At 65.9% G+C, this 20,405-nt stretch carries 16 protein-coding genes and 1 pseudogene; 10 read left to right on the top strand and 7 right to left on the bottom strand.

The genetic code is table 11. The annotated features are described in order from the left end of the window. Window positions 1–101: 101 nt before the first annotated feature. The 5 genes from AC1Z3W_RS01390 to AC1Z3W_RS01370 form a co-directional block, all read right to left on the bottom strand. A complete protein-coding gene (locus AC1Z3W_RS01390; RefSeq protein WP_483506712.1) occupies window positions 102–953 on the bottom strand; it encodes a carbohydrate ABC transporter permease in 852 nt (283 codons plus the stop codon). 21 nt (window positions 954–974) lie between these two features. Beyond that, on the bottom strand, window positions 975–1,928 hold the full coding sequence (locus AC1Z3W_RS01385) for a carbohydrate ABC transporter permease (RefSeq protein WP_483506710.1): 954 nt from the start codon (window positions 1,926–1,928) through the stop codon (window positions 975–977). Window positions 1,929–1,982: 54 nt separating this feature from the next. Next, entirely contained in the window at window positions 1,983–3,242 is a 1,260-nt protein-coding gene (locus AC1Z3W_RS01380; protein ID WP_483506708.1) for an ABC transporter substrate-binding protein, read from the bottom strand. A gap of 63 nt (window positions 3,243–3,305) precedes the next feature. Beyond that, window positions 3,306–5,291, bottom strand: coding sequence for a beta-galactosidase (locus AC1Z3W_RS01375; RefSeq protein WP_483506707.1), 1,986 nt, complete (start codon window positions 5,289–5,291; stop codon window positions 3,306–3,308). 8 nt (window positions 5,292–5,299) lie between these two features. Beyond that, a complete protein-coding gene (locus AC1Z3W_RS01370; protein ID WP_483506705.1) occupies window positions 5,300–6,448 on the bottom strand; it encodes an ABC transporter ATP-binding protein in 1,149 nt (382 codons plus the stop codon). Between the two features lie 186 nt (window positions 6,449–6,634). Between AC1Z3W_RS01370 and AC1Z3W_RS01365 the strand changes: the two genes are divergently transcribed. Continuing rightward, window positions 6,635–7,657 carry a LacI family DNA-binding transcriptional regulator gene (locus AC1Z3W_RS01365; protein ID WP_483506703.1) on the top strand — a complete coding sequence of 341 codons (1,023 nt, stop codon included), beginning with the start codon at window positions 6,635–6,637 and terminating at the stop codon, window positions 7,655–7,657. A 217-nt stretch (window positions 7,658–7,874) separates the two neighbouring features. On the opposite strand, the gene AC1Z3W_RS01360 is transcribed toward AC1Z3W_RS01365, so the two are convergent. Further along, the gene (locus tag AC1Z3W_RS01360) at window positions 7,875–8,516 is read right to left on the bottom strand and encodes a GntR family transcriptional regulator (protein ID WP_057925496.1); all 642 of its coding nucleotides are present in this window, start codon (window positions 8,514–8,516) and stop codon (window positions 7,875–7,877) included. Between the two features lie 92 nt (window positions 8,517–8,608). Here AC1Z3W_RS01360 and AC1Z3W_RS01355 point away from each other — a divergent pair, with 92 nt between their 5' ends. The 3 genes and pseudogenes from AC1Z3W_RS01355 to AC1Z3W_RS01345 all read left to right on the top strand — a co-directional run bounded on the left by AC1Z3W_RS01355 (window position 8,609) and on the right by AC1Z3W_RS01345 (window position 10,969). Further along, a complete protein-coding gene (locus tag AC1Z3W_RS01355) occupies window positions 8,609–9,085 on the top strand; it encodes an OsmC family protein (RefSeq protein WP_057925497.1) in 477 nt (158 codons plus the stop codon). Window positions 9,086–9,355: 270 nt separating this feature from the next. Further along, window positions 9,356–9,682, top strand: a pseudogene (locus AC1Z3W_RS01350) (IS4 family transposase); the annotation flags it as partial. A 105-nt stretch (window positions 9,683–9,787) separates the two neighbouring features. Beyond that, entirely contained in the window at window positions 9,788–10,969 is a 1,182-nt protein-coding gene (locus AC1Z3W_RS01345; protein ID WP_483506701.1) for a DUF6402 family protein, read from the top strand. Window positions 10,970–11,899: 930 nt separating this feature from the next. Here AC1Z3W_RS01345 and AC1Z3W_RS01340 read toward each other — a convergent pair. Further along, window positions 11,900–12,850: a LysR family transcriptional regulator gene (locus AC1Z3W_RS01340; protein WP_483506699.1), complete on the bottom strand. Its 951-nt coding sequence runs from the start codon at window positions 12,848–12,850 to the stop codon at window positions 11,900–11,902. A gap of 114 nt (window positions 12,851–12,964) precedes the next feature. On the opposite strand from AC1Z3W_RS01340, the gene AC1Z3W_RS01335 reads away from it, so the two are divergent. The 6 genes from AC1Z3W_RS01335 to araH all read left to right on the top strand — a co-directional run bounded on the left by AC1Z3W_RS01335 (window position 12,965) and on the right by araH (window position 20,403). Further along, window positions 12,965–14,716, top strand: coding sequence for an IlvD/Edd family dehydratase (locus AC1Z3W_RS01335; protein ID WP_057925500.1), 1,752 nt, complete (start codon window positions 12,965–12,967; stop codon window positions 14,714–14,716). Window positions 14,717–14,819: 103 nt separating this feature from the next. Continuing rightward, the gene (locus tag AC1Z3W_RS01330; protein ID WP_483506697.1) at window positions 14,820–15,749 is read left to right on the top strand and encodes a dihydrodipicolinate synthase family protein; all 930 of its coding nucleotides are present in this window, start codon (window positions 14,820–14,822) and stop codon (window positions 15,747–15,749) included. Between the two features lie 24 nt (window positions 15,750–15,773). Next, the gene (locus tag AC1Z3W_RS01325) at window positions 15,774–16,703 is read left to right on the top strand and encodes a Gfo/Idh/MocA family protein (protein ID WP_057925502.1); all 930 of its coding nucleotides are present in this window, start codon (window positions 15,774–15,776) and stop codon (window positions 16,701–16,703) included. Between the two features lie 74 nt (window positions 16,704–16,777). Then, entirely contained in the window at window positions 16,778–17,782 is a 1,005-nt protein-coding gene (locus AC1Z3W_RS01320) for an arabinose ABC transporter substrate-binding protein (protein WP_057925503.1), read from the top strand. 20 nt (window positions 17,783–17,802) lie between these two features. Continuing rightward, complete coding sequence (gene araG / locus AC1Z3W_RS01315; protein WP_483506695.1) at window positions 17,803–19,353, top strand: L-arabinose ABC transporter ATP-binding protein AraG; 1,551 nt, start codon at window positions 17,803–17,805, stop codon at window positions 19,351–19,353. A gap of 30 nt (window positions 19,354–19,383) precedes the next feature. Further along, the gene (gene araH / locus AC1Z3W_RS01310) at window positions 19,384–20,403 is read left to right on the top strand and encodes an L-arabinose ABC transporter permease AraH (protein WP_057925505.1); all 1,020 of its coding nucleotides are present in this window, start codon (window positions 19,384–19,386) and stop codon (window positions 20,401–20,403) included. Window positions 20,404–20,405: the final 2 nt, after the last annotated feature.

Here is a 20,405-nt window from a genome sequence, read left to right as displayed (position 1 = left end):
CAAGCGACATTCCCCAAGCCCCGTCAGAATGAAAAAAGCCCGCCGAAGCGGGCAACCTCTCGATGAAGAGGGAGAGAGCAGAATCCGCGATCAACGCGCGCTCAGCCTTTCGTCGCCCCAAAGGTCAGCCCCGCGACGAAGTGCTTCTGCATCGCGAAGAACATCGCGACCGACGGCAGCGCGGCGAGAATCGACCCGGCCGACACGAGATTCCACGACGTCGTCCATTGCCCCTTCAGCGCTGCAACACCCGCGGTAATCGGCGCAGCCTCATCGCCTTGCGTGAGGCACAGCGCCCAGAAGTAATCGTTCCACACGAACGTGAACACGAGAATCGCGAGCGCGGCCAACGCGGGCCGGATCAACGGCAACACGATCCGCCAGAACACCGTCCACTCACCGGCCCCCTCAATCCGCGCTGCCTCGATCAACTCAAACGGCAGCTGCTTGATGAAGTTGCGCAGAAACAGCGTGCAGAACCCCGTCTGAAACGCGACGTGAAAAAGAATCAACGCCTCGACCGTATTGAACACCCCCAGCCTGAGCGACAGGTCGCGTACGGGAATCATCAACACCTGCACCGGCACGAAGTTCCCCGCGACGAAGGTCCCGAACAGCACGGTATTCCCGCGAAACCGGTAAGTCGCCAGCGCGAACCCGGCCATCGCCGCGAGCGCGATCGACCCGAGCACCGACGGCACCGTGATCTGCACGCTGTTCCAGAAGTAATGCAGCATCGGCGACGTGGTCAGCGCGTCGCGATAGTTCTCGATCATCGAGAAGTGCCGCGGCCAGCCCCAGTAGTGGCCTTCGACCAGCTCCTCGGTCGAGCGCACCGACGTGACGAACACGGCGATCATCGGCAGCAGCCAGATCACGAGCGCGACGGGCAGCGACAGCTTGTACAGCCGGCGCGATACCGGCTTCCAGTGGGCAACGGGTGTCGGAAACATGATCGATGAATCCCCGGTAGGTCACTGCTCGTTGCGCAGCATGCGGCGCAACTGGAACACGATGTAGACGAGCATGATCGCGAACAGCACGACCGCGATCGACGCGGAATAGCCGAGCCGGTAGTACTTGATCGCCTGGTCGTACATGTAATACGCGAGCACGGTCGAGCTCTCGAACGGGCCGCCGCCCGTCATCACCGAGATCAGGTCGAAGCTGCGCAGCGCGCCGATCACCGTGACGACGATCGCCATGAACGTGGTCGGTCGCAGTTGCGGCAGCACGACGTGCCACAGCAGCGCGAAGCCGCGCGCGCCTTCCATCCGCGCCGCTTCGATCTGCTCGGGGTTCACCGACGTGAGGCCGGTCAGGTACAGGATCATGCAGTACGCGGTTTGCGGCCACAGCGCGGCGAACACGATGCCGAACGTCGCGTAGCGCGCATCGCCGAGCACCGGGATTCCGTGTCCGGCGATCAGCGCGAGCAGCCCGAAGGTGGGATCGTAGAACCACGAGAAGATCAGGCCGACGACCACGCCGGACAGCACGAACGGCGCGAAGAACAGCGACTTCACGAGCCGGATGCCGGCGACGGCCTGGTTCAGGTACAGCGCGAGCGCGAGGCCGAGCGGCGGCGCGAGCATGAACAGCGCGAGCCAGATCACGTTGTTGCGCAGCGCGGTATAGAAGGTTGGCGCGTGCAGCAGCTCGGCGTAGTTCGCGAGACCGACGAACGTGCGCTCGGTCATCCCGTCCCAGTTGCAGAGGCTCAGCCAGAGCGTCGACAGGATCGGCCAGATCACATAGACGGCAACCATCGCGCACGCCGGCGCGAGAAAGAGCCATGCGGCGCGCCGCTGCCGCCGCACGGCCGGCGACGGGCGGCGCGCGGGCAGTGCGGTGGCGGCGGATGCGCCGCGCGGCGGCGGCGCGGCGCCAGCGCCGGCGGGCGGGGTGGACGTGATCGGACTGGACACGGCAAGCCTCCTGGGCGGACGCGGCGGCCCGAGGCCGCCGCAGAGGTCACGCGGTTACTTCTTGTAGATCCGCTTGCGGGTCTGCTCGAGCTGCGCGAGCACGGCATCGAGCTGCGCGGGATTCGCGACGAACTGCTGCATGCCCTTCATCCCTTCGTCGGCCATTTCCTTCGTCATGTCGCGATCGTAGAATTGCGCGACGCCGCCCTTCGTGTCGGCGAGGATCCGGAAGCCGATCCGCGAGACCGGATCGGCCGGCTCCGGCGACTTGCTGTTGGCCGACAGCGAGCCGAGCCCTTCCGCGAGCTTCGCGCCTATCTCGGGCGTTTCGACGAACGCGAGGAACGTGTGCGCGTCGGCCTTGTTCTTCGCCTTGGTCGGGATGTGCAGCGATTCCACCGGGCCGTCCTCGGCGGTCGGCACCTTCGGGTCGATGATCGGGAAGCGGTAGTAGCCCATTTCCTGCTTCACGTTCGGCGGGAAACCCGCCGCGATGAAGGTGCCCATCAGCATCATCGCGGCCTTGCCCTGGAACAGGAACGGCTGCGCGCCGTCGAGATCGTAGGACAGCGCGTTGTCGATGAAGTAGCCCGCGTCGATCAGCGATTTCCACGTCGTGTAGACCTTCTTGACGCGCGGGTCGGTGTACGGCACGTCGCCGGCCATCAGCTGCTGGTGGAACGCGTTGCCGTTCAGGCGCAGGTCGAGATAGTCGAACCAGCCGGCGAGCGTCCACGCGTCGCGGCCGCCGACCGCGATCGGCGTGATGCCGGCCGCCTTCAGCTTCTTGCACGCATCGAGAAACTGGTCCCACGTCTTCGGCTCGTCGGCGATGCCGACCTTGCCGAACAGGTCCTTGCGGTAGAACAGCCCCCACGAGTAATAGACGGTCGGCGCCGCGTACTGCTTGCCGTTGTATGACGACGCGTCGCGCGTCGACGCGTACATCGCGCCCCAGCCGTTCTTCGCCCAGTCGCCGCTCAGGTCCTCGAACAGCCCGCGCTTCGCGTAGTACGCCATCCGCTCGCCCGCGTGCCAGTTCACGACGTCGGGCGCGACGGTCGTGAACCACGCGGGCAACTGCACCTTGTACGCTTCCTCGTCGACGAAGGTGGGCTTCACGTCGATGTCGGGATGGGCCTTGTGGAACGCCTCGAGCGTCGACTGCCAGACCGCGCGCTGGCTGGCGCCCTTGAACGCGATGTTGATCGTCAGCGTGCCCGCGTCGGCAGGCGCCGCGGCGCCGAACGAAGCGAACGCGATGGCGGCGGCGGTCGCAAGCCGGGCGGCGACGCGAAGGGGGCGATGGGTCATGTGTGTCTCCATTCCTGTATGTCGTTGTGCGTGACCGGCGCATCGCGGCGCCGGGGGCGGTTGCTACGAACGGCTTCGATACACGGCGACGCCTTGCGGCTCGACCGGTGCGGCGCCGACCACGAACGCGGACGGCGGCACCCCCTCGATCGTGTGCGGCGTGTCGCGGTAGTTGAATACGTAGGTGAGGCCGCCGCGTCGGCTTACGCGCACGCCGTCGCCGAGCGGCGACGGTGTCAGGCCCGCCTCGGCCGCGACGTCGGCGAACAGGCGCGCGGTGGTCGCGTCGTCGAACAGCGCGGCCCAGTAGTGCAGCGCGCCGTGCGACACGCACGCCGGATGGCCGTCGGCGAAGCGCGCACGCACGACGCTGCGCGCGTCGTCGTGCAGTTCGACGAGGTCGCGCCAGTGACGCGCGTCGCCGGTGAGCGGCGAGCCGTCGCGCAACGTGCCGTCGATCCGCTCGGCTACGTTCGGCCGCAGCGATTCGACGCGCCATACGCGCATCGGCAGGATCGACGCGAGCGGGCCGGGCGGCAGCGCGGGCGGAATCTGCAGGTCGGCGGTCTTCGAACCGGTGCGCGGGCCGAACACCGCATGCGCGCCCGATGCGGCGAGCCGCGCCGCGAAGTCGTCCGGCACGACCGGCAGCGGCGGCACGACGACGAGCCGGTAGCCGTCGAGCGGTGCGTGCGCGGAAATGATGTCGACGTCGAGGCCGAGCGAACGCAGCGCCGAGTAGTACTCGAACGCGAAGCGCGGGTAGTGGAAATCGGCGCCTTGCGGCTGCACTTCGAACAGCCACTTCGCTTCATAGTCGAACACCAGCGCGACGGGTGCGCACACCGCGCCGTTCGCGTCGGGATCGGCGTCGAGCACGGCCGCGATCTCGCGCGCGACGCGCTGCGCTTCGCGGCCGCCTTCGTCGAGCTTGTCGTCCGGCGTGTGCAGGCCCGCATGCATCTGCTCCTGCGCGAACGGCGCTTGCCGCCAGCGGAAGTACGACACGCAGCCGGCGCCGTGCGCGAACGCTTCCCAGCTCCACAGGCGCACCATGCCCGGCAGCGGCGCGGGGTTCCATTGCGCCCAGTTCACGGGCCCAGGCTGCTGCTCCATCACCCAGAACGGCAGCTTCGACATCCCGCGATAGAGATCGTGATTGAACGACGCGAAATCCGGATGGCCGGTGCGCAGCCAGCGCGCCTTCACGTCGGGCGCGAACCACTGCTCCTCGAGCGCGCCGAGCGGATAGCTGTCCCACGTCGCGACGTCGAGGTCGCGCGCCACTTCGTAGTGGTCGAACTCGGTGAAGAGCTGCATGAAGTTGTGCGCGACGGGGCGGCCCGGCGAATGCGCGCGGATCACGTCGACCTGCATCCGGTGATAGCGCGCGACCTCGTCGGACGCGAAGCGCCGGTAGTCGAGGCGGTGCGACGGATGCGCTTCGGTCACGGTGCCGACCGGCGCGTCGATCTCGTCGAAATGCCGGTACTCCATGCTCCAGAACACGGTGCCCCATGCGCGGTTCAGCGCGTCGATCGTGCCGTAGCGCGCCTTCAGCCATTCGCGAAAGCGCACGAGCGCGGCGGGCGAGTAGCTGACGACCGTCTGGTGGCAGCCGAGCTCGTTGTCGGTCTGCCAGTAGCGCACGGCGGGGTGTCGGCCATAGCGTTCGGCGACCGCCGCGCAGATGCGGCGCGACGCCTCCAGATAGGTCGGCGACGAGAAGTCGTAGTGGCGGCGCGAACCGAACTTGCGCGGCCGGCCGTCCGCACCGATCGCGAGGATGTCGGGGTGACGGTCGACCAGCCATTTCGGCGGCGTCGCGGTCGGCGTGCACATCACGATCTCGAGGCCGGCCGTGCCGAGCACGTCGACCGCGCGGTCGAGCCAGCCCCAGTCGTATTCGCCCGGCGACGGCTCGATGCGGCTCCACGCGAATTCGGCGATCCGCACCTGCGCGATGCCGAGCGCCTTCATCCGGCGGGCGTCGTCGGCCCACATCGATTCCGGCCAGTGTTCCGGGTAATAGCAGACTCCGAGGCGCATGCCGATCCTTATGCGTAGTGGTGGACGGGAACGTCGGCGCACGCGGGCACCGCGCGGCCGTCTTCGGTGAAGAGATGACAGGCCGCGGCCGGCGCATGCGCGTGCACGCGCTCGCCGCTGCGCACCGGCGCGTCGCCGGGCACCTTCGCGATCAGCGGCGTGCCGCCGGGCTGGTCGAGGTGCACGTAGGTCTGCTCGCCGAGGCGTTCGACGAGCGCGATGTCGCGCGCGAGCGTGGTCGCGTCGTGCGCGGTGCCGAGCGTCAGGTGCTCGGGGCGGATGCCGAGCGTGACGGTCGCGCCTGGCGCGAGCGCGGAGCAGTCGCGCGGCAGCGTGAAGGTTTCGCCGGACGGCACGAGGGTGACGGTGGTGCGCCGCGCGTCGCAGGCGGCGACGACGGCCGGCAGGAAGTTCATCCGCGGCGAGCCGATGAAGCCGGCGACGAAGCGGCTGGCGGGATGGTGATAGAGGTCGAGCGGCGCGCCGACCTGCGCGATGCTGCCGTGCCGCGCGGTGTCCGCGCCGGTGTGCAGCAGCACGATTTTGTCGGCGAGCGTCATCGCTTCGGTCTGGTCGTGCGTCACGTAGACGACGCTCGCGCGTTCGAACTGCCGGTGCAGCTTCGCGATCTCGATGCGGGTCTGGCCGCGCAGCGCGGCGTCGAGGTTCGACAGCGGTTCGTCAAACAGGAACACGCCGGGCTCGCGCACGATCGCACGGCCGATCGCGACGCGCTGGCGCTGGCCGCCGGACAGCGCCTTCGGCTTGCGCTCGAGCAGCGTGTCGAGCTGCAGGATCCGCGCGGCGTCGCGCACCTTCCGGTCGATCTCGGCCTTCGGCACGCGCGCGAGCTTCAGCCCGAACGCCATGTTCTCGTAGACCGTCATGTGCGGAAACAGCGCATAGCTCTGGAACACCATCGCGACGCCGCGCTCCGCCGCGGGCACGTCGTCGACGCGGCGACCGTCGATCGACAGCTCGCCGTCGCTCAGATCCTCGAGCCCGGCGATCATCCGCAGCAGGGTCGACTTGCCGCAGCCGGACGGACCGAGGAACACGCAGAACTCGTGCGCGCCGATCTCCAGATCGACGTCGCGAATGACCGGTGCATGCTCGCCATAGGCTTTCTGCACGCGCCGCATCGAGATGCTCGCCATTGTCTCCACTCCATGTTCTAATGCGCTTTCATTGATGCTTAAGCGCTTAATCATCGCGATCAAAAAAAGAGCCCGTAGCGATCGCGGCCGAGTCGCGCCCGTTGGGCGGCAGGGTGTGCGGCGATAGTGCGCCGCTTCGGTGAGCGAAGCAAATACTGGATCAGCGTCTCATATAGTGAGCAAACGATGGCGACACTCGATGAAGTGGCCCGCCGCGCCGGCGTGACGGCCGCGACGGTCTCGAACGTGCTGCGCAACCGCGGCCGGGTCGGCGAGGCTACCCGTGCGCGGGTGCTCGAAGCCGTGCAGGCGCTCGGGTATCGACCGAATCTCGCGGCGCGGGCACTCGCGGAAGGGCGCGCGCCGACGGTCGCGCTGATGGTGTCGAGCATCGCGAACCCGTTCTATCCGGAGTTCGCGCTCGCGGTCGAGCGTGCGGTGCGCCGCAACGGGCAGTTCCTGATCATCTGCAATACGAACGAAGATCCGTTGCAGGGGCGTGCGTATCTCGACCAGATCGCCGGCACGATTTCCGAGGGCATCCTCGTGACCAACGCGAACCTGCACCTGCCGGATCTGGTCGACGTCGCACGGCGCGGCGTGCCGGTCGTGCTGTGTCTGTGGGAGCGGCCCGATGCGCCGCCCGAAGGGTTGCCGTGCGTGGCGGTGGATTTCCGCGAGGCGGGGCGGATCGCGACGCGGCATCTGCTCGAACTCGGGCACCGGACGATCGGCGTGATCGTCGGCGGCTCGGCGAGCGGCGTGCAGGCGGCGCGCTACGACGGCTTCGTCGACGTGATGCGCGAGGCGGGGCTCGACGCGTCGATCGTCGCGGCGGAACCCGACTCGATCGAAGGCGGCGTGCGCGCGGCGGGGCGGTTGCTCGACGCGCATCCCGGGCTGACCGCGCTGGTCGCGACCAACGACCTGCCGGCGATCGGCGCGCTGCATGCGGCGGCCGATCGCGGCCGGCGCGTGCCCGACGACCTGTCGATCGTCGGCATCACCGATATTCATCTGGCGAGCGATACGCGTCCGACGTTGACGACCGTCGCGATCCCGACCGCCGAGGCCGCGGGGCTCGCGGTCGAACTGCTCAACGCATTGCGCGAGGCGGGCGAGCAGGTCGACGATGCATTGCGTGTGCGGACGGCGTCGGTGCCGAGGTTGGTGGTGCGGGGGACGACGGGTAAGGCGCCGAGGGCTTAGCGCGCGTGGGTGGCCGTGTGGCGCTACACCGGGCGTGACGCGGTTTGCCGGCGCGGGGGCACGACCCGCCAAGCGACGAACGGCACCGACCACCGGACGGAACAGGAGTCCGACGCGGATCGGCTGGCCGCCTCGGTCGCGTTCGACGGGCCGCATCACGATACGCGTCGCCGAATCGAGATGCGTGGCAACCGGCGAGGCCGGATTGGCCGCGGCCTCACTCGCCTTCGACGAGCCGCATCACGATGCGTCGGGCGGATTCGAGATGCGCGACCGTCATCGCACGTGCGCCGCGAGCATTGCGTTCGCGGCAGGCTTGCAGGATGGCTTCGTGCTCGACCTGGAACGATGGCGTATCCGCGAGCAGCGTCGCCTGCAGCCGCTCGTACCGCTCGACCTGGCTGCGCAATTCCGCGATCGCCTTCAGCAGTCGCTCATTGCCGCAACACGAATACAGCAGCGCATGGAACTCCCGGTTCAGCTCGCCTTGCCGGCGCGGCACGCTCGATTCGCCGAGCAGCCGGTGCACGAGTTCGGCGCGCGCGAGCGTTTCGTCGTCGATCCGCTTCACGCTGCGGTAGATCGCGTCGCCTTCGAGCAGCGCGCGCATGTCGTAGATTTCCTGCACGTCGGCCGCGCTCAGCATCCGCACGACCGCGCCGCGATTGCGGAAGATGTCCAGCAGCCCTTCACGCTCCAGACGCTGGATCGCCTCGCGCATCGGAATCCGGCTGATCCCGAAGTGTTCGGCGAGGTCGCGCTCGACGAGCCGCTCGCCTGCCTGCAACTCGCCGTTGATGATCATTTCCCGCAGCGATGCGGCCACCGTGTCCGCCGTGGAATCGAGTCTGCCTTCCATGCCCTAGAGTCCTCATTTTGGAATAATGGTATACCAAACGGCATTCCGGTGCCACAATGGCGGCCTCACATCCGATAGCAGAGGAGAGCGAGATGGCGCATGGCGAACACAAGTATCGCGTGGCAGTGGAGTGGACCGGCAACCGCGGAACCGGCACGTCGGGCTATCGCGAATATGGCCGCGATCATGTGATCCGCGCGGGTTCGAAGCCGGACATTCCGGGTTCGTCGGATGCCGCGTTTCGCGGCGACGCCGCGCGCTGGAATCCGGAAGATTTGTTGCTGGCGTCGGCATCGGCGTGCCACAAGCTCTGGTATCTGCATCTGTGTTCGGATGCGGGCATCCGCGTGCTTGCGTATGTCGACGATGCGGAAGGGACCATGCTCGACAGCGCCGAAGCGGGCCGCTTCGCGGAAATCGTGCTGCATCCGCACGTGACGATCCGTGCGGGCGACGATCGTGCGCTCGCCGAGCGGCTGCATCACGACGCGCATGCGAAGTGTTATGTGGCGAATTCGGTGAATTTCCCGATCCGGTGCGAGCCGGTGATCGAGGTCGCGGCCGCGTGACGCGCGCCAGGGAGAAGACGTGCAAATAATCAATTGTTATTAGGCAGGGCCCGAGTCAAATTATTGGTTGCATGGGGTGACGCTAGGTCGTCTAGTGCTACCCACTGGTGTTACTTCTGGCTGTCGATAGCGGCCTTTTTTGTTGGAAAAGCCGGAGCTGAAAATTAAATAAAGATCGATTATCTAGAAAATCGGCGGTGTGTGAAACTGATAACAATAGTCAGGTGGCGTTGAGAGTGAGAGGTATTCTGTAGATAAATGGCCGCCGTCGACCGGATCGAGCGTGCGCTGGCCTTGTTCATGGTTGTGGCGTGGCGCGTCACCTATCTGATGTGCAAAGGCGGAACCTGCCCGGATCTGGATGCCACCTTGTTCTTCGATCCAGATGAAATTCGTGGTGCTCATCTGCTCGCAAAAAAGAAAATGCCGACCAAGGCGCCCACGGTGAACGAGGTCGTACGGCTGATTGCTCAAATCGGCGGCTTCCTCGGTCGCAAGAGCGACGGCGAGCCCGGCGCCAAAACCATCTGGCGCAGTCTCGACAAAGTGCTTACCGCTGCTGACACGTTACGTGCGCTACGCGAAGGACTCGACTGACTTATGCATAACGCTCTGGGTTTGGGTATTCGGCTTGCAAGAACAGCAGCCCGCGAGTGAAACTCAAATCTAACCTAGATTCTTTGTTCGATTTTTGGAGAGCACATGTCAGAGTTACTGTCCTACTACGAAATAAACAAGATGCTTTGGCGATGGCGAAAACAGGACGGCGCGCGCATCGTGGATGAAGCCAAGCTCTCGATGGACGCAGCCCCGCCATTGCCCCCAGAGCCGCCCAAACCACCGGCACCCAAACCGGCTTCGGCACCCAAGCGGGATTCGCTGGACAAGATGGCCGACGACTTCGAAAGGATTGATAACGCTTTTTCACGATTCAAGAGATGGCTGGATACCCCCGATCCGCCAAAGCCCAAACCTCCGCTCAAAGTCGAACCGACCATTCCCCCCTTCGACATTCAAGAGATTCCGGACGCTATGCGCCGGGAAATGATGCCGGTCGGCGCAAAGCTGATGGAGCGATGGTTTGCTGGCAGGCTTAATTATTCAACCAGTTCGGATGATCAAAAACATGCGATTGACCAGAACGGGAAGCCGTATGCGGATGACATGTACGACTACTCAATCGTCAAGTTAGACTGGGTTTTGAAACACCGGAGAGCGAAAGAAAAGTATGACCAGCTAATTGAGGTCGGCATTTATTCGCCCGATGCAATCAAAATATTAAGGGAGAGCTTATCCGCATACTACGATCACTACGGCTTCTTTAGAACGGCGGAAGTTTTTAAAGATGACGTGAGGATGATGCACGAAATGTTTCAGTTTCAACGGGCAACGGTTGACGGAGGCTTGGCGGATAAAATAAAGTCGTTCATGTACTTCACCGAAGAAAACAAGGGGGTGCCGGATGATTTATTTGCCTCTCTCGGAAGTTTCAACATCTGCGCGGCAGTTGCGCAAGCCAACTTCTACATTGACGAACGCAGCCGGAGTAGATGCGTTGACATAATTGGCATTTTTGTTTATGTAAAAGATGGATACACCTTTGAGGCTGATGCGGGTAAGCCATCGCAATACTTGGGTCATTGGGGCGAAAACGGAATCATTGTAGTTCCATACTCGTTTGTCAGTTCGCGAGATTCTCGAATCCCGCAACTTAATTATCCAGCGGCCGTCGGAGACGTAAGGAAAAAAAGAAACCTTTATTATCCGGTGCGCAATAGTGACTTCCGGGAGTGGCAAAAAAAGCATAAGCGGGGCGGGGACTTCATTATTTTTTCAGATAAGAAATTTGTTCGTCTCGATAAGTCAATCCGGGTGTTCCTATGAGTCGGCGCAAAGTAATACTACTTGTCGCCCTGGGTGCATGGGCTTGTTACATGTGGGGGTTTGACCGAAGCCCTATGGGGGAGGACTGCCAAAAGTCAATCTCCCCTGACAAAAAATACTATGCCACGATGTGCTTTATCACTCATGAGACATTTAGTGAGCAGCCGTTTAACATCATAGACTATGTATTTGTCGCCAGACTTTACGACAACAAAGACAATAAACTTTTGGCAATAACAACTTTTGACTCACCGGTTCCAGACTTTATCTGGGGGAAGGATTACCTACTGCTTCAAAGGGGAGACGGCGATGGATCGGAATTTACTTTGCCACCATCCCTAATGGATAGGATTTTGGCGAACCGCCCACGGTTAGTCCCACTCAGACAAACTTGGTCCAAATACGAGCGGATAGACTAATCCGGGTGTTCCTATGGACGGGATTCGACCGCCTGTATCAGACGGCCATAGCGCGGCTGGGTGTGTGTCGTGAGCCTTCCGAGCACGATGGACCTTGGGCGGTGTTCAGTACGCAGGAGGGCGCGTGGATAAGAGGATTTGAAGCGCCGCCCGTGCGCAGTCGCGGGCTGCATTGATTCAGGCATGGGGGCCGCCGGTTCAGAACGTCGTCAGGACAGCTCTGATGGCTCTGTCAGTGTAGGTCGTAGGGCAGGCTAAAAGGCGGAACTGGAGCTTCTACACTGGGCGCGACGCTTCAGGCGTGCGGCAGGTAGCTAAGAGGTTGTTGTGTCAACGATGAGAACAGGGGCCGCGCGGCTCCTTTTCTTTTTCTGGAATCAGGACAGCCATCCGTACGCGCAGGCATGAAATGTATAAGTAATTGAAAATAAAGGAAAAATTCACGGATTCACCATACCGATAAGGAGCCCTTCAACGGGCAGGCGGCCCACATGAACCCGAGGCCGCCGCCTCACAACCCGATCCCGTACACGTCCCGCGCGGCCGCGCGGATCGCATCGGCCATCACCGCGACGGCCGGCGAATGCAGCCGGTCGGTGCGCGTGATGATCCCGAAATCGTCCATCCGGCAATCCATCTGCAGCGGCAGCACCGAGACGATCCCGTGTCGCGCGTAGTACAGCGCGACATCTTCCGCGAGCACCGCGATCATGTCGCTCTGCTCGATCAGCTGCGTGATGAACAGCAGCGCGGCGGTTTCGACCACATTCGCCGGCGGCGCGAGGCTCGCGCGCTGGAACACGAGTTCGAAGCGGTGGCGCAGCACGCTGCCGGCCGGCGGCATGACCCACGCGGCGCGCTGCACGTCGGCGAGCGACAGCGGCGCCTGCGCGAGCAACGGATGGCCGGGCCGCACGACCGCGGCGACCGGCTCGCCGGTCAGCGGCTCGTAGCGCAGGTGCAGCTTGTCGTGTTCGGCGGACAGCCGGCCGAGCACGATGTCGAGCTTGTCCTGCGCGAGGTGTTCGAGTAGCGCGTTGCTCGTGTCGATCTCGACGGATACCCGCACGTTCGCATGCGTGCCCTTCACCGCGGCGACGGCCGGCGGCACGAGCCGCAGCCCCGGCGACGTGATCGCACCCACCGCCACGTGCCCGAGATGGCCGGCCTTCAGCGCGGCCAGCTCCTCGCGCGCCTGGTCGAGGCTGCCGAGCGCCGCGCGCGCGTGGCGGATCAGCGCGTCGCCGTACAGCGTCGGCCGCATCCCGCGCGGCAGGCGCTCGAACAGCACCGCGCCGATCGATTCCTCGAGCTCGCGCAGCAGCTTGGATGCGGCCGGCTGCGTCATGTTCAGCGCGGCCGCCGCGCGATGAATGCTGCCTTCGTCGGCGAGCGCGACGACCAGCAGGAGCTGGCGGGTTTTCAGGCGGCTGCGGTTTCCCCACGGGCTGGCTTCGGTCATCGTACGGGTTTATATCGATATCGAAATAGATATCGTAATCGCCTAAAACGTCATTGGCGAGTTATCAAAATTCTCCCTAGACTGCGTCGGTATCCCGTCACCACAGGACTGACGATGTCGGCAACAAAACCCAGGCTGCGCTCCACCCAATGGTTCGGCACGAACGACAAAAACGGCTTCATGTACCGAAGCTGGATGAAGAACCAGGGCATCCCCGACCACGAGTTCGACGGTAGGCCGATCATCGGCATCTGCAACACGTGGTCCGAACTGACGCCATGCAATGCGCACTTCCGCAAGCTCGCCGAGCACGTGAAGCGCGGGATCTCCGAAGCCGGGGGCTTCCCGGTCGAGTTCCCGGTGTTCTCGAACGGCGAATCGAACCTGCGGCCGTCGGCGATGCTCACGCGCAATCTCGCGTCGATGGACGTCGAGGAAGCGATCCGCGGCAATCCGATCGATGCGGTCGTGCTGCTGGCCGGCTGCGACAAGACGACCCCCGCGCTGCTGATGGGCGCGGCGAGCTGCGACGTGCCGGCGATCGTCGTGTCGGGCGGTCCGATGCTGAACGGCAAGCTCGAAGGCAAGAACATCGGTTCCGGCACGGCCGTGTGGCAGTTGCATGAAGCGCTGAAGGCGGGCGAGATCGACCTGCACCACTTCCTGTCGGCCGAAGCCGGCATGTCGCGCTCGGCCGGCACCTGCAACACGATGGGCACGGCTTCGACGATGGCGTGCATGGCCGAGGCGCTCGGCGTCGCGCTGCCGCACAACGCGGCGATTCCGGCCGTCGATTCGCGCCGCTACGTGCTCGCGCACATGTCCGGCATCCGCATCGTCGAGATGGCGCTCGAAGGGCTCGTGCTGTCGAAGGTCCTGACGCGCGCCGCGTTCGAGAACGCGATCCGCGCGAACGCGGCGATCGGCGGCTCGACCAACGCGGTGATCCACCTGAAGGCGATCGCGGGCCGCATCGGCGTGCCGCTCGAACTCGAGGACTGGATGCGCATCGGCCGCGACACGCCGACGATCGTCGACCTGATGCCGTCGGGGCGCTTCCTGATGGAGGAGTTCTATTACGCGGGCGGCCTGCCGGCCGTGCTGCGCCGGCTCGGCGAAGGCGGGCTGCTGCCGCACCCGGACGCGCTGACGGTGAACGGCAAGTCGCTGTGGGACAACGTGCGCGAAGCGCCGAACTACGACGACGAGGTGATCCGCCCGCTCGACCGCCCGCTGATTGCGGACGGCGGGATCTGCATCCTGCGCGGCAATCTCGCGCCGCGCGGCGCGGTACTGAAGCCGTCCGCGGCGAGCCCCGAACTGCTCAAGCATCGCGGCCGCGCGGTGGTGTTCGAGAACCTCGACCACTACAAGGCGACGATCAACGACGAAGCGCTCGACGTCGATGCCAGCTCCGTGCTGGTGCTGAAGAACTGCGGGCCGCGCGGTTATCCGGGCATGGCCGAGGTCGGCAACATGGGGCTGCCGCCGAAGCTGCTGCGCCAGGGCGTGAAGGACATGGTGCGGATCTCCGATGCGCGGATGAGCGGCACCGCGTACGGGACGGTCGTGCTGCACGTCGCGCCGGAAGCGGCCGCGGGCGGGCCGCTCGCCGCGGTGCGCAACGGCGACTGGATCGAGCTCGACTGCGAGGCCGGCACGCTGCATCTGGACATTACGGATGACGAACTGCAGCGCCGTTTGTCGGATGTCGATCCGACCGCGGCGCCAGGCGTGGCCGGGCAGCTCGGCAAGGGCGGCTATGCGCGGCTGTATATCGATCACGTGCTGCAGGCGGACGAGGGATGCGACCTCGACTTCCTGGTCGGCACGCGCGGCGCGGACGTGCCGAGCCATTCGCATTGAGCGCAAGGCGCGGCGCGGGCAACCGTCCGCGCCACGCGAAGTGGGTGATGTGAAACCGTGAACGCTTGATGGCCTCGCCTCGAGGCCGACGCAGGACCGAACCATGACATCGAGCAGCACGCCGCGCTATCGCGGCATCTTCCCCGTCGTCCCGACGACGTTTTCCGATACCGGCGAGCTCGACCTCGCGAGCCAGAAGCGCGCGGTCGACTTCATGATCGACGCGGGCTCGGACGGGCTGTGCATCCTCGCGAACTTCTCCGAGCAGTTTGCGATCACCGACGACGAACGTGACGTGCTCACGCGCACGATCCTCGAACACGTCGCCGGCCGCGTGCCGGTGATCGTCACGACGTCGCACTACAGCACGCAGGTGTGCGCGGCGCGCAGCCTGCGCGCGCAGCAGCTCGGCGCCGCGATGGTGATGGCGATGCCGCCGTATCACGGCGCGACGTTCCGCGTGCCCGAAGCGCAGATCTTCGACTTCTATGCGCGGGTGTCGGATGCGATCGCCATCCCGATCATGATCCAGGACGCGCCCGCGAGCGGCACCGCGCTGTCCGCGCCGTTCCTGGCGCGGATGGCGCGCGAGATCGAGCAGGTCGCGTACTTCAAGATCGAGACGCCGGGTGCGGCGAACAAGCTGCGCGAGCTGATCCGGCTCGGCGGCGATGCGATCGAAGGGCCGTGGGACGGCGAGGAGGCGATCACGCTGCTCGCCGACCTGCATGCCGGCGCGACCGGCGCGATGACGGGCGGCGGGTTTCCGGACGGCATCCGGCCGATCCTCGAAGCGTTCCGCGAAGGGCGGCACGACGATGCGTTCGCGCGCTATCAGGCGTGGCTGCCGCTGATCAATCACGAGAACCGCCAGTCCGGGATCCTCACCGCGAAGGCGCTGATGCGCGAAGGCGGCGTGATCGCGTGCGAGCGGCCGCGGCATCCGATGCCGGAACTGCATCCGGACACGCGTGCGGAGCTGATCGCGATCGCGCGCCGGCTCGATCCGCTCGTGCTGCGCTGGGCGCACTGAGCGAGTGGCGAAGGAGGAACGCAGATGAGCAAGGTGATTTCGCTGGGCGTGATCGGGATCGGCAAGATCGCGCGCGACCAGCATTTGCCGGCGATCGCCGCCGAACCGGGTTTCGCGCTGACCGCTTGCGCGAGCCGCCACGCGGAAGTCAGCGGCGTGCGCAACTATCAGGATCTGCCCGCGCTGCTGGCCGCCGAGCCCGAGCTCGATGCGGTGTCGCTGTGCGCGCCGCCGCAGGTGCGCTATGCACAGGCACGCGCCGCGCTCGAAGCCGGCAAGCACGTGATGCTCGAGAAGCCGCCGGGCGCGACGCTCGGCGAAGTGGCCGCGCTGGACGCGCTCGCGCGCGAACGCGGCCTCACGCTGTTCGCGACCTGGCATTCGCGCTGTGCGAGCGCGGTGGAGCCGGCGCGCGCGTGGCTCGCGACGCGCACGATCCGCGCGGTGCAGGTGCGCTGGAAGGAGGACGTGCGGCGCTGGCATCCGGGGCAGCAGTGGATCTGGGAGCCCGGTGGCCTCGGCGTGTTCGATCCCGGCATCAACGCGCTGTCGATCGTGACGCGGATCCTACCGCGCGAACTGGTGCTGCGCGAAGCGACGCTCTATGTGCCGAGCGACGCGCAGATGCCGATCGCGGCCGAACTCGACTGTGCCGACACGGACGGCGTGCCCGTGCGTGCGGAATTCGACTGGCGGCACGGCCCCGTCGAGCAATGGGAGATCGCGGTCGACACGTCGGACGGCGTGCTTGCGATCAGCCGCGGCGGCGCGCAGTTGTCGATCGGCGGCGAGCCCGTCGAGATCGGGCCGCAGCGCGAGTATCCGGCGCTGTATGCGCAGTTCCGCGCGCTGATCGCGCGCGGCGAAAGCGACGTCGACGTGCGGCCGTTGCGGCTCGTCGCCGACGCGTTCCTGTTCGGGCGGCGCGTCGGGACCGACGCGTTCGGCCGCTGACACCATGCCGGCGCGCTCCACCGCGAGCGCGTACGACGGAAGTTGAAGACCCAAGCCAATACAAGGAGACACGCATGAACCGCACGATTCGCCGACACACCCTGCGCGCGCTGCTGGCCGCGCTTTGCATCGCGCCGCTCGGGATGACGGGCGCCGCTCACGCCGACGCGCCGCTGAAGATCGGCTTCCTGGTGAAGATGCCCGAGCAGGCATGGTTCATCAACGAGCAGAACGCGGCCGCCACGCTCGGCCAGAAGGAGAATTTCTCGGTCGTGAAGATCGGCACGCCGGACGGCGAGAAGGTGCTGGCCGCGATCGACAACCTCGGCTCGCAAGGTGCGCAGGGCTTCGTGATCTGCGCGCCCGATGTGCGTCTCGGGCCGGCGATCGCCGCGCGCGCGAAGCGCTACAACATGAAGTTCGTGACCGTCGACGACCAGCTCGTCGACTCGACCGGCAAGCCGCTGCCGAACGTGCCGCACCTCGGGATGTCGGCGATCAAGATCGGCAACCAGGTCGGCCAGGCGATCTCCGACGAGATGAAGCGGCGCGGCTGGAAGCCGGAGGAAGTCGGCGCGCTGCGCATCACCAACTACGAGCTGCCGACCGCGAAGCTGCGCACCGACGGTGCGACGCAGGCGCTGCTCGCGAACGGTTTCCGCAAGGAGAACATCTTCGACGCGCCGCAGAAGACGACCGACGACGAAGGCGGCTTCAGCGCGGCAGCGCCCGTGCTCGCGCGCCATCCGAACATCAAGAAATGGGTGGTCTACGCACTGAACGAGGAAACCGTGCTCGGCGCGGTGCGCGCGACCGAGCAGCTGCACATTCCGGCGGCCGACGTGATCGGCGTCGGCATCAACGGCGCGGGCGAGGCGTTCGCCGAATTCCAGAAGAAGGAGCCGACCGGCTTCTACGGGACGATCGCGGTCAGCTCGACGAACCACGGCAAGGACAGCACGCAGAACCTCGTCGACTGGATCCGCAACGGCAAGACGCCGCCGGCCGACACGCAGACGAGCGGCAAGCTGATGACGCGCGCGAACTGGCAGGCCGTGCGCACCGAACTCGGCATCTGAGCGTGCGGGGCGCAGACGCAATGACGATGCAGACGATGACGGTGGTGCCCGGCAACGACGCCGAAACCGCCACGCCGCCGCCGGGCGGCGCGCTGCTCGCGCTCGACGGCATCACGGTGACGTTCCCGGGCGTGCGCGCGCTCGACGGCGTGTCGCTGTCGGTGCGCGCGGGCGAGGTGCACGGGCTGATGGGCGAGAACGGCGCGGGCAAGTCGACGCTGCTGAAGGTGCTGTCCGGCGTGAACCAGCCGCAGGCCGGCACGCTGACGCTGAACGGCGCGGTGCAGCGCTTCGCGTCGACGCGCGCCGCGCTCGAGGCCGGCATCGCGATCATCTACCAGGAACTGCATCTGGTGCCCGAGCTGACGGCCGCGGAGAACCTGATGCTCGGCCAGCTGCCGAGCCGGCTCGGCGTGGTCGACGAGCGTGCGCTCGCGGTGCGCGCGCTCGATGCGCTGGAGCGGCTCGGCGAGCACATCGATCCGGACATCCCGGTGAAGTATTTGTCGATCGGCCAGCGCCAGATGATCGAGATCGGCAAGGCGCTGATGCGCGACGCGCGCGTGATCGCATTCGACGAACCGACCAGTTCGCTGTCCGCGCGCGAGACGACGCAGCTGTTCCGGATCATCCGTTCGCTGCGCGCGGAAGGCCGCGCGATCATCTACGTCACGCACCGGATGGAGGAGGTCGACGCGCTGTGCGACCGCGTGACGGTGTTCCGCGACGGCCGCCGGATCGAGACGTTCGAATCGGTCGCCGACCTCGACCGCGACCGGCTGATCGGCTGCATGGTCGGCCGCTCGATCGAGGACGTGTACGGCTACCGGCCGCGCGCGGCCGGCGACGTGCTGATCGAGGCGAAGGAACTGACGGGGCCGGGCTTGTCCGAGCCGGTGTCGTTCGTCGCGCGGCGCGGCGAGATCGTCGGCTTCTTCGGCCTTGTCGGCGCGGGCCGCTCGGAGCTGATGAAGCTGCTGTACGGCGCGGCGCGCCCGAGCGGCGGGCACATCGAGCTGGGCGGCAAGCGCGTCGCGTTCGCGAGCCCGCGTCATGCGGTACGCGCCGGCATCGCACTGTGCCCCGAGGACCGCAAGCAGGAAGGCATCGTCGCGATCGCGTCGGTAGCCGACAACCTGAACATCAGCGCGCGCCGTCATTTCAGCCCGGCGCGCATGCTGCTCGATGCGCGGCGCGAACGCGAGCTCGCGCAGAAATACATCGAGCGTCTCGCGATCAAGACCCGCGACGGCGACACGCCGATCGGCGCGCTGTCGGGCGGCAACCAGCAGAAGGTCGTGCTCGCGCGCTGGCTGGCCGAGCGCATCGACGTGTTCCTGATGGACGAGCCGACGCGCGGCATCGACGTCGGCGCGCGTGCGGAAATCTACAACCTGTTCTACGAACTCGCGGAAGCGGGCCGCACCGTGATCATCGTGTCGAGCGATCTGGCCGAGGTGATCGGCGTGTCGGACCGGATCATCGTGATGAAGGAAGGACGGATCGCGGGCGAGGTGGCGAAGGCGCAGGCGACGCCCGACACGCTGATCAAGCTCGCACTGCCGCGCTAGCGGCCAGCAGTCAACCGGAATGCAAACGTTATGAGCCAGGCAATGCAACCCCAACGCACTTCCCCGTCCCCGGATGCCACGGCCGCGCCCGCGCGAGCGCGCGGCGGCGTGTGGCAACTGATCAACCGCTCCGGCATCGTGATGGTGTTTCTCGTGCTGTTCGCGACGCTGTCGCTGACCGTGCCGGACTTCCTCACGCCGCGCAACATCCAGGGCCTGCTGCTGTCGGTCACGCTGATCGGCTCGATCGCGGTGACGATGATGTTCGTGCTCGCGCTCGGCGAAGTCGACCTGTCGGTCGCGTCGATCGTCGCGTTCTCGGGCGTCGTCGCGTCGACGCTGATCACCGCGACGCACAGCGTCGTGCTCGGCATCGCGGCCGGCGTGCTCGCGGGCGGTGCGGTCGGGCTCGTCAACGGCGTGCTGATCGCGCGCTGGCGGATCAACTCGCTGATCGTCACGCTCGCGATGATGGAAGTCGTGCGCGGCCTCGCGTTCATCACGTCGAACGGCGACGCGGTGATGATCTCCGAGGAACGCTTCTTCGATCTCGGCGGCGGGTCGTTCCTCGGCATCTCGTATCCGATCTGGAGCAACATCGTCGGCTTCGTCGTGTTCGGCTTCCTGCTGCGCAAGACGGTGTTCGGCAAGAACGTGCTGGCCGTCGGCGGTAACGGCGAGGCCGCGCTGCTCGCGGGGCTGCCGGTGATGCGCATCAAGATCGCGGTGTTCGTGCTGCAGGGGCTCGTGACCGGCTTCGCCGGCGTGATGCTCGCGTCGCGGATGAGCCTTGGCGATCCGAAGACGTCGGTCGGGCTCGAACTCGGCGTGATCTCCGCGTGCGTGCTCGGCGGCGTGTCGCTGACGGGCGGCGTCGCGACGATCTCCGGCGTGCTGGTCGGCGTGCTGATCATGGGCTCCGTGCAGGACGCGATGAGCCTCCTGAACGTGCCGACCTTTTACCAATATCTGATACGCGGCGGAATTCTGTTGCTCGCGGTGCTGTTCGACCAGTATCGTCGCAACCAGCGGCGCGCGATGAAGATCTGACG

It is taken from the genome of Burkholderia sp. 10_S31 (genome assembly GCF_056930375.1).
Note: the sequence above shows the minus strand (reverse complement) of the source record. Positions and strands in the feature narration are given on the sequence as shown.

Excerpts from the sequence above, each read along its gene's own strand:
- AC1Z3W_RS01390 (WP_483506712.1), bottom strand. The coding sequence starts at position 953 with ATGTTTCCGACACCCGTTGCCCACTGGAAGCCGGTATCGCGCCGGCTG.
- AC1Z3W_RS01380 (WP_483506708.1), bottom strand. The coding sequence starts at position 3,242 with ATGACCCATCGCCCCCTTCGCGTCGCCGCCCGGCTTGCGACCGCCGCC.
- AC1Z3W_RS01375 (WP_483506707.1), bottom strand. The coding sequence starts at position 5,291 with ATGCGCCTCGGAGTCTGCTATTACCCGGAACACTGGCCGGAATCGATG.
- AC1Z3W_RS01370 (WP_483506705.1), bottom strand. The coding sequence starts at position 6,448 with ATGGCGAGCATCTCGATGCGGCGCGTGCAGAAAGCCTATGGCGAGCAT.
- AC1Z3W_RS01365 (WP_483506703.1), top strand. The coding sequence starts at position 6,635 with ATGGCGACACTCGATGAAGTGGCCCGCCGCGCCGGCGTGACGGCCGCG.
- AC1Z3W_RS01360 (WP_057925496.1), bottom strand. The coding sequence starts at position 8,516 with ATGGAAGGCAGACTCGATTCCACGGCGGACACGGTGGCCGCATCGCTG.
- AC1Z3W_RS01355 (WP_057925497.1), top strand. The coding sequence starts at position 8,609 with ATGGCGCATGGCGAACACAAGTATCGCGTGGCAGTGGAGTGGACCGGC.
- AC1Z3W_RS01345 (WP_483506701.1), top strand. The coding sequence starts at position 9,788 with ATGTCAGAGTTACTGTCCTACTACGAAATAAACAAGATGCTTTGGCGA.
- AC1Z3W_RS01340 (WP_483506699.1), bottom strand. The coding sequence starts at position 12,850 with ATGACCGAAGCCAGCCCGTGGGGAAACCGCAGCCGCCTGAAAACCCGC.
- AC1Z3W_RS01335 (WP_057925500.1), top strand. The coding sequence starts at position 12,965 with ATGTCGGCAACAAAACCCAGGCTGCGCTCCACCCAATGGTTCGGCACG.
- AC1Z3W_RS01330 (WP_483506697.1), top strand. The coding sequence starts at position 14,820 with ATGACATCGAGCAGCACGCCGCGCTATCGCGGCATCTTCCCCGTCGTC.
- AC1Z3W_RS01325 (WP_057925502.1), top strand. The coding sequence starts at position 15,774 with ATGAGCAAGGTGATTTCGCTGGGCGTGATCGGGATCGGCAAGATCGCG.
- AC1Z3W_RS01320 (WP_057925503.1), top strand. The coding sequence starts at position 16,778 with ATGAACCGCACGATTCGCCGACACACCCTGCGCGCGCTGCTGGCCGCG.
- araG (WP_483506695.1), top strand. The coding sequence starts at position 17,803 with ATGACGATGCAGACGATGACGGTGGTGCCCGGCAACGACGCCGAAACC.
- araH (WP_057925505.1), top strand. The coding sequence starts at position 19,384 with ATGAGCCAGGCAATGCAACCCCAACGCACTTCCCCGTCCCCGGATGCC.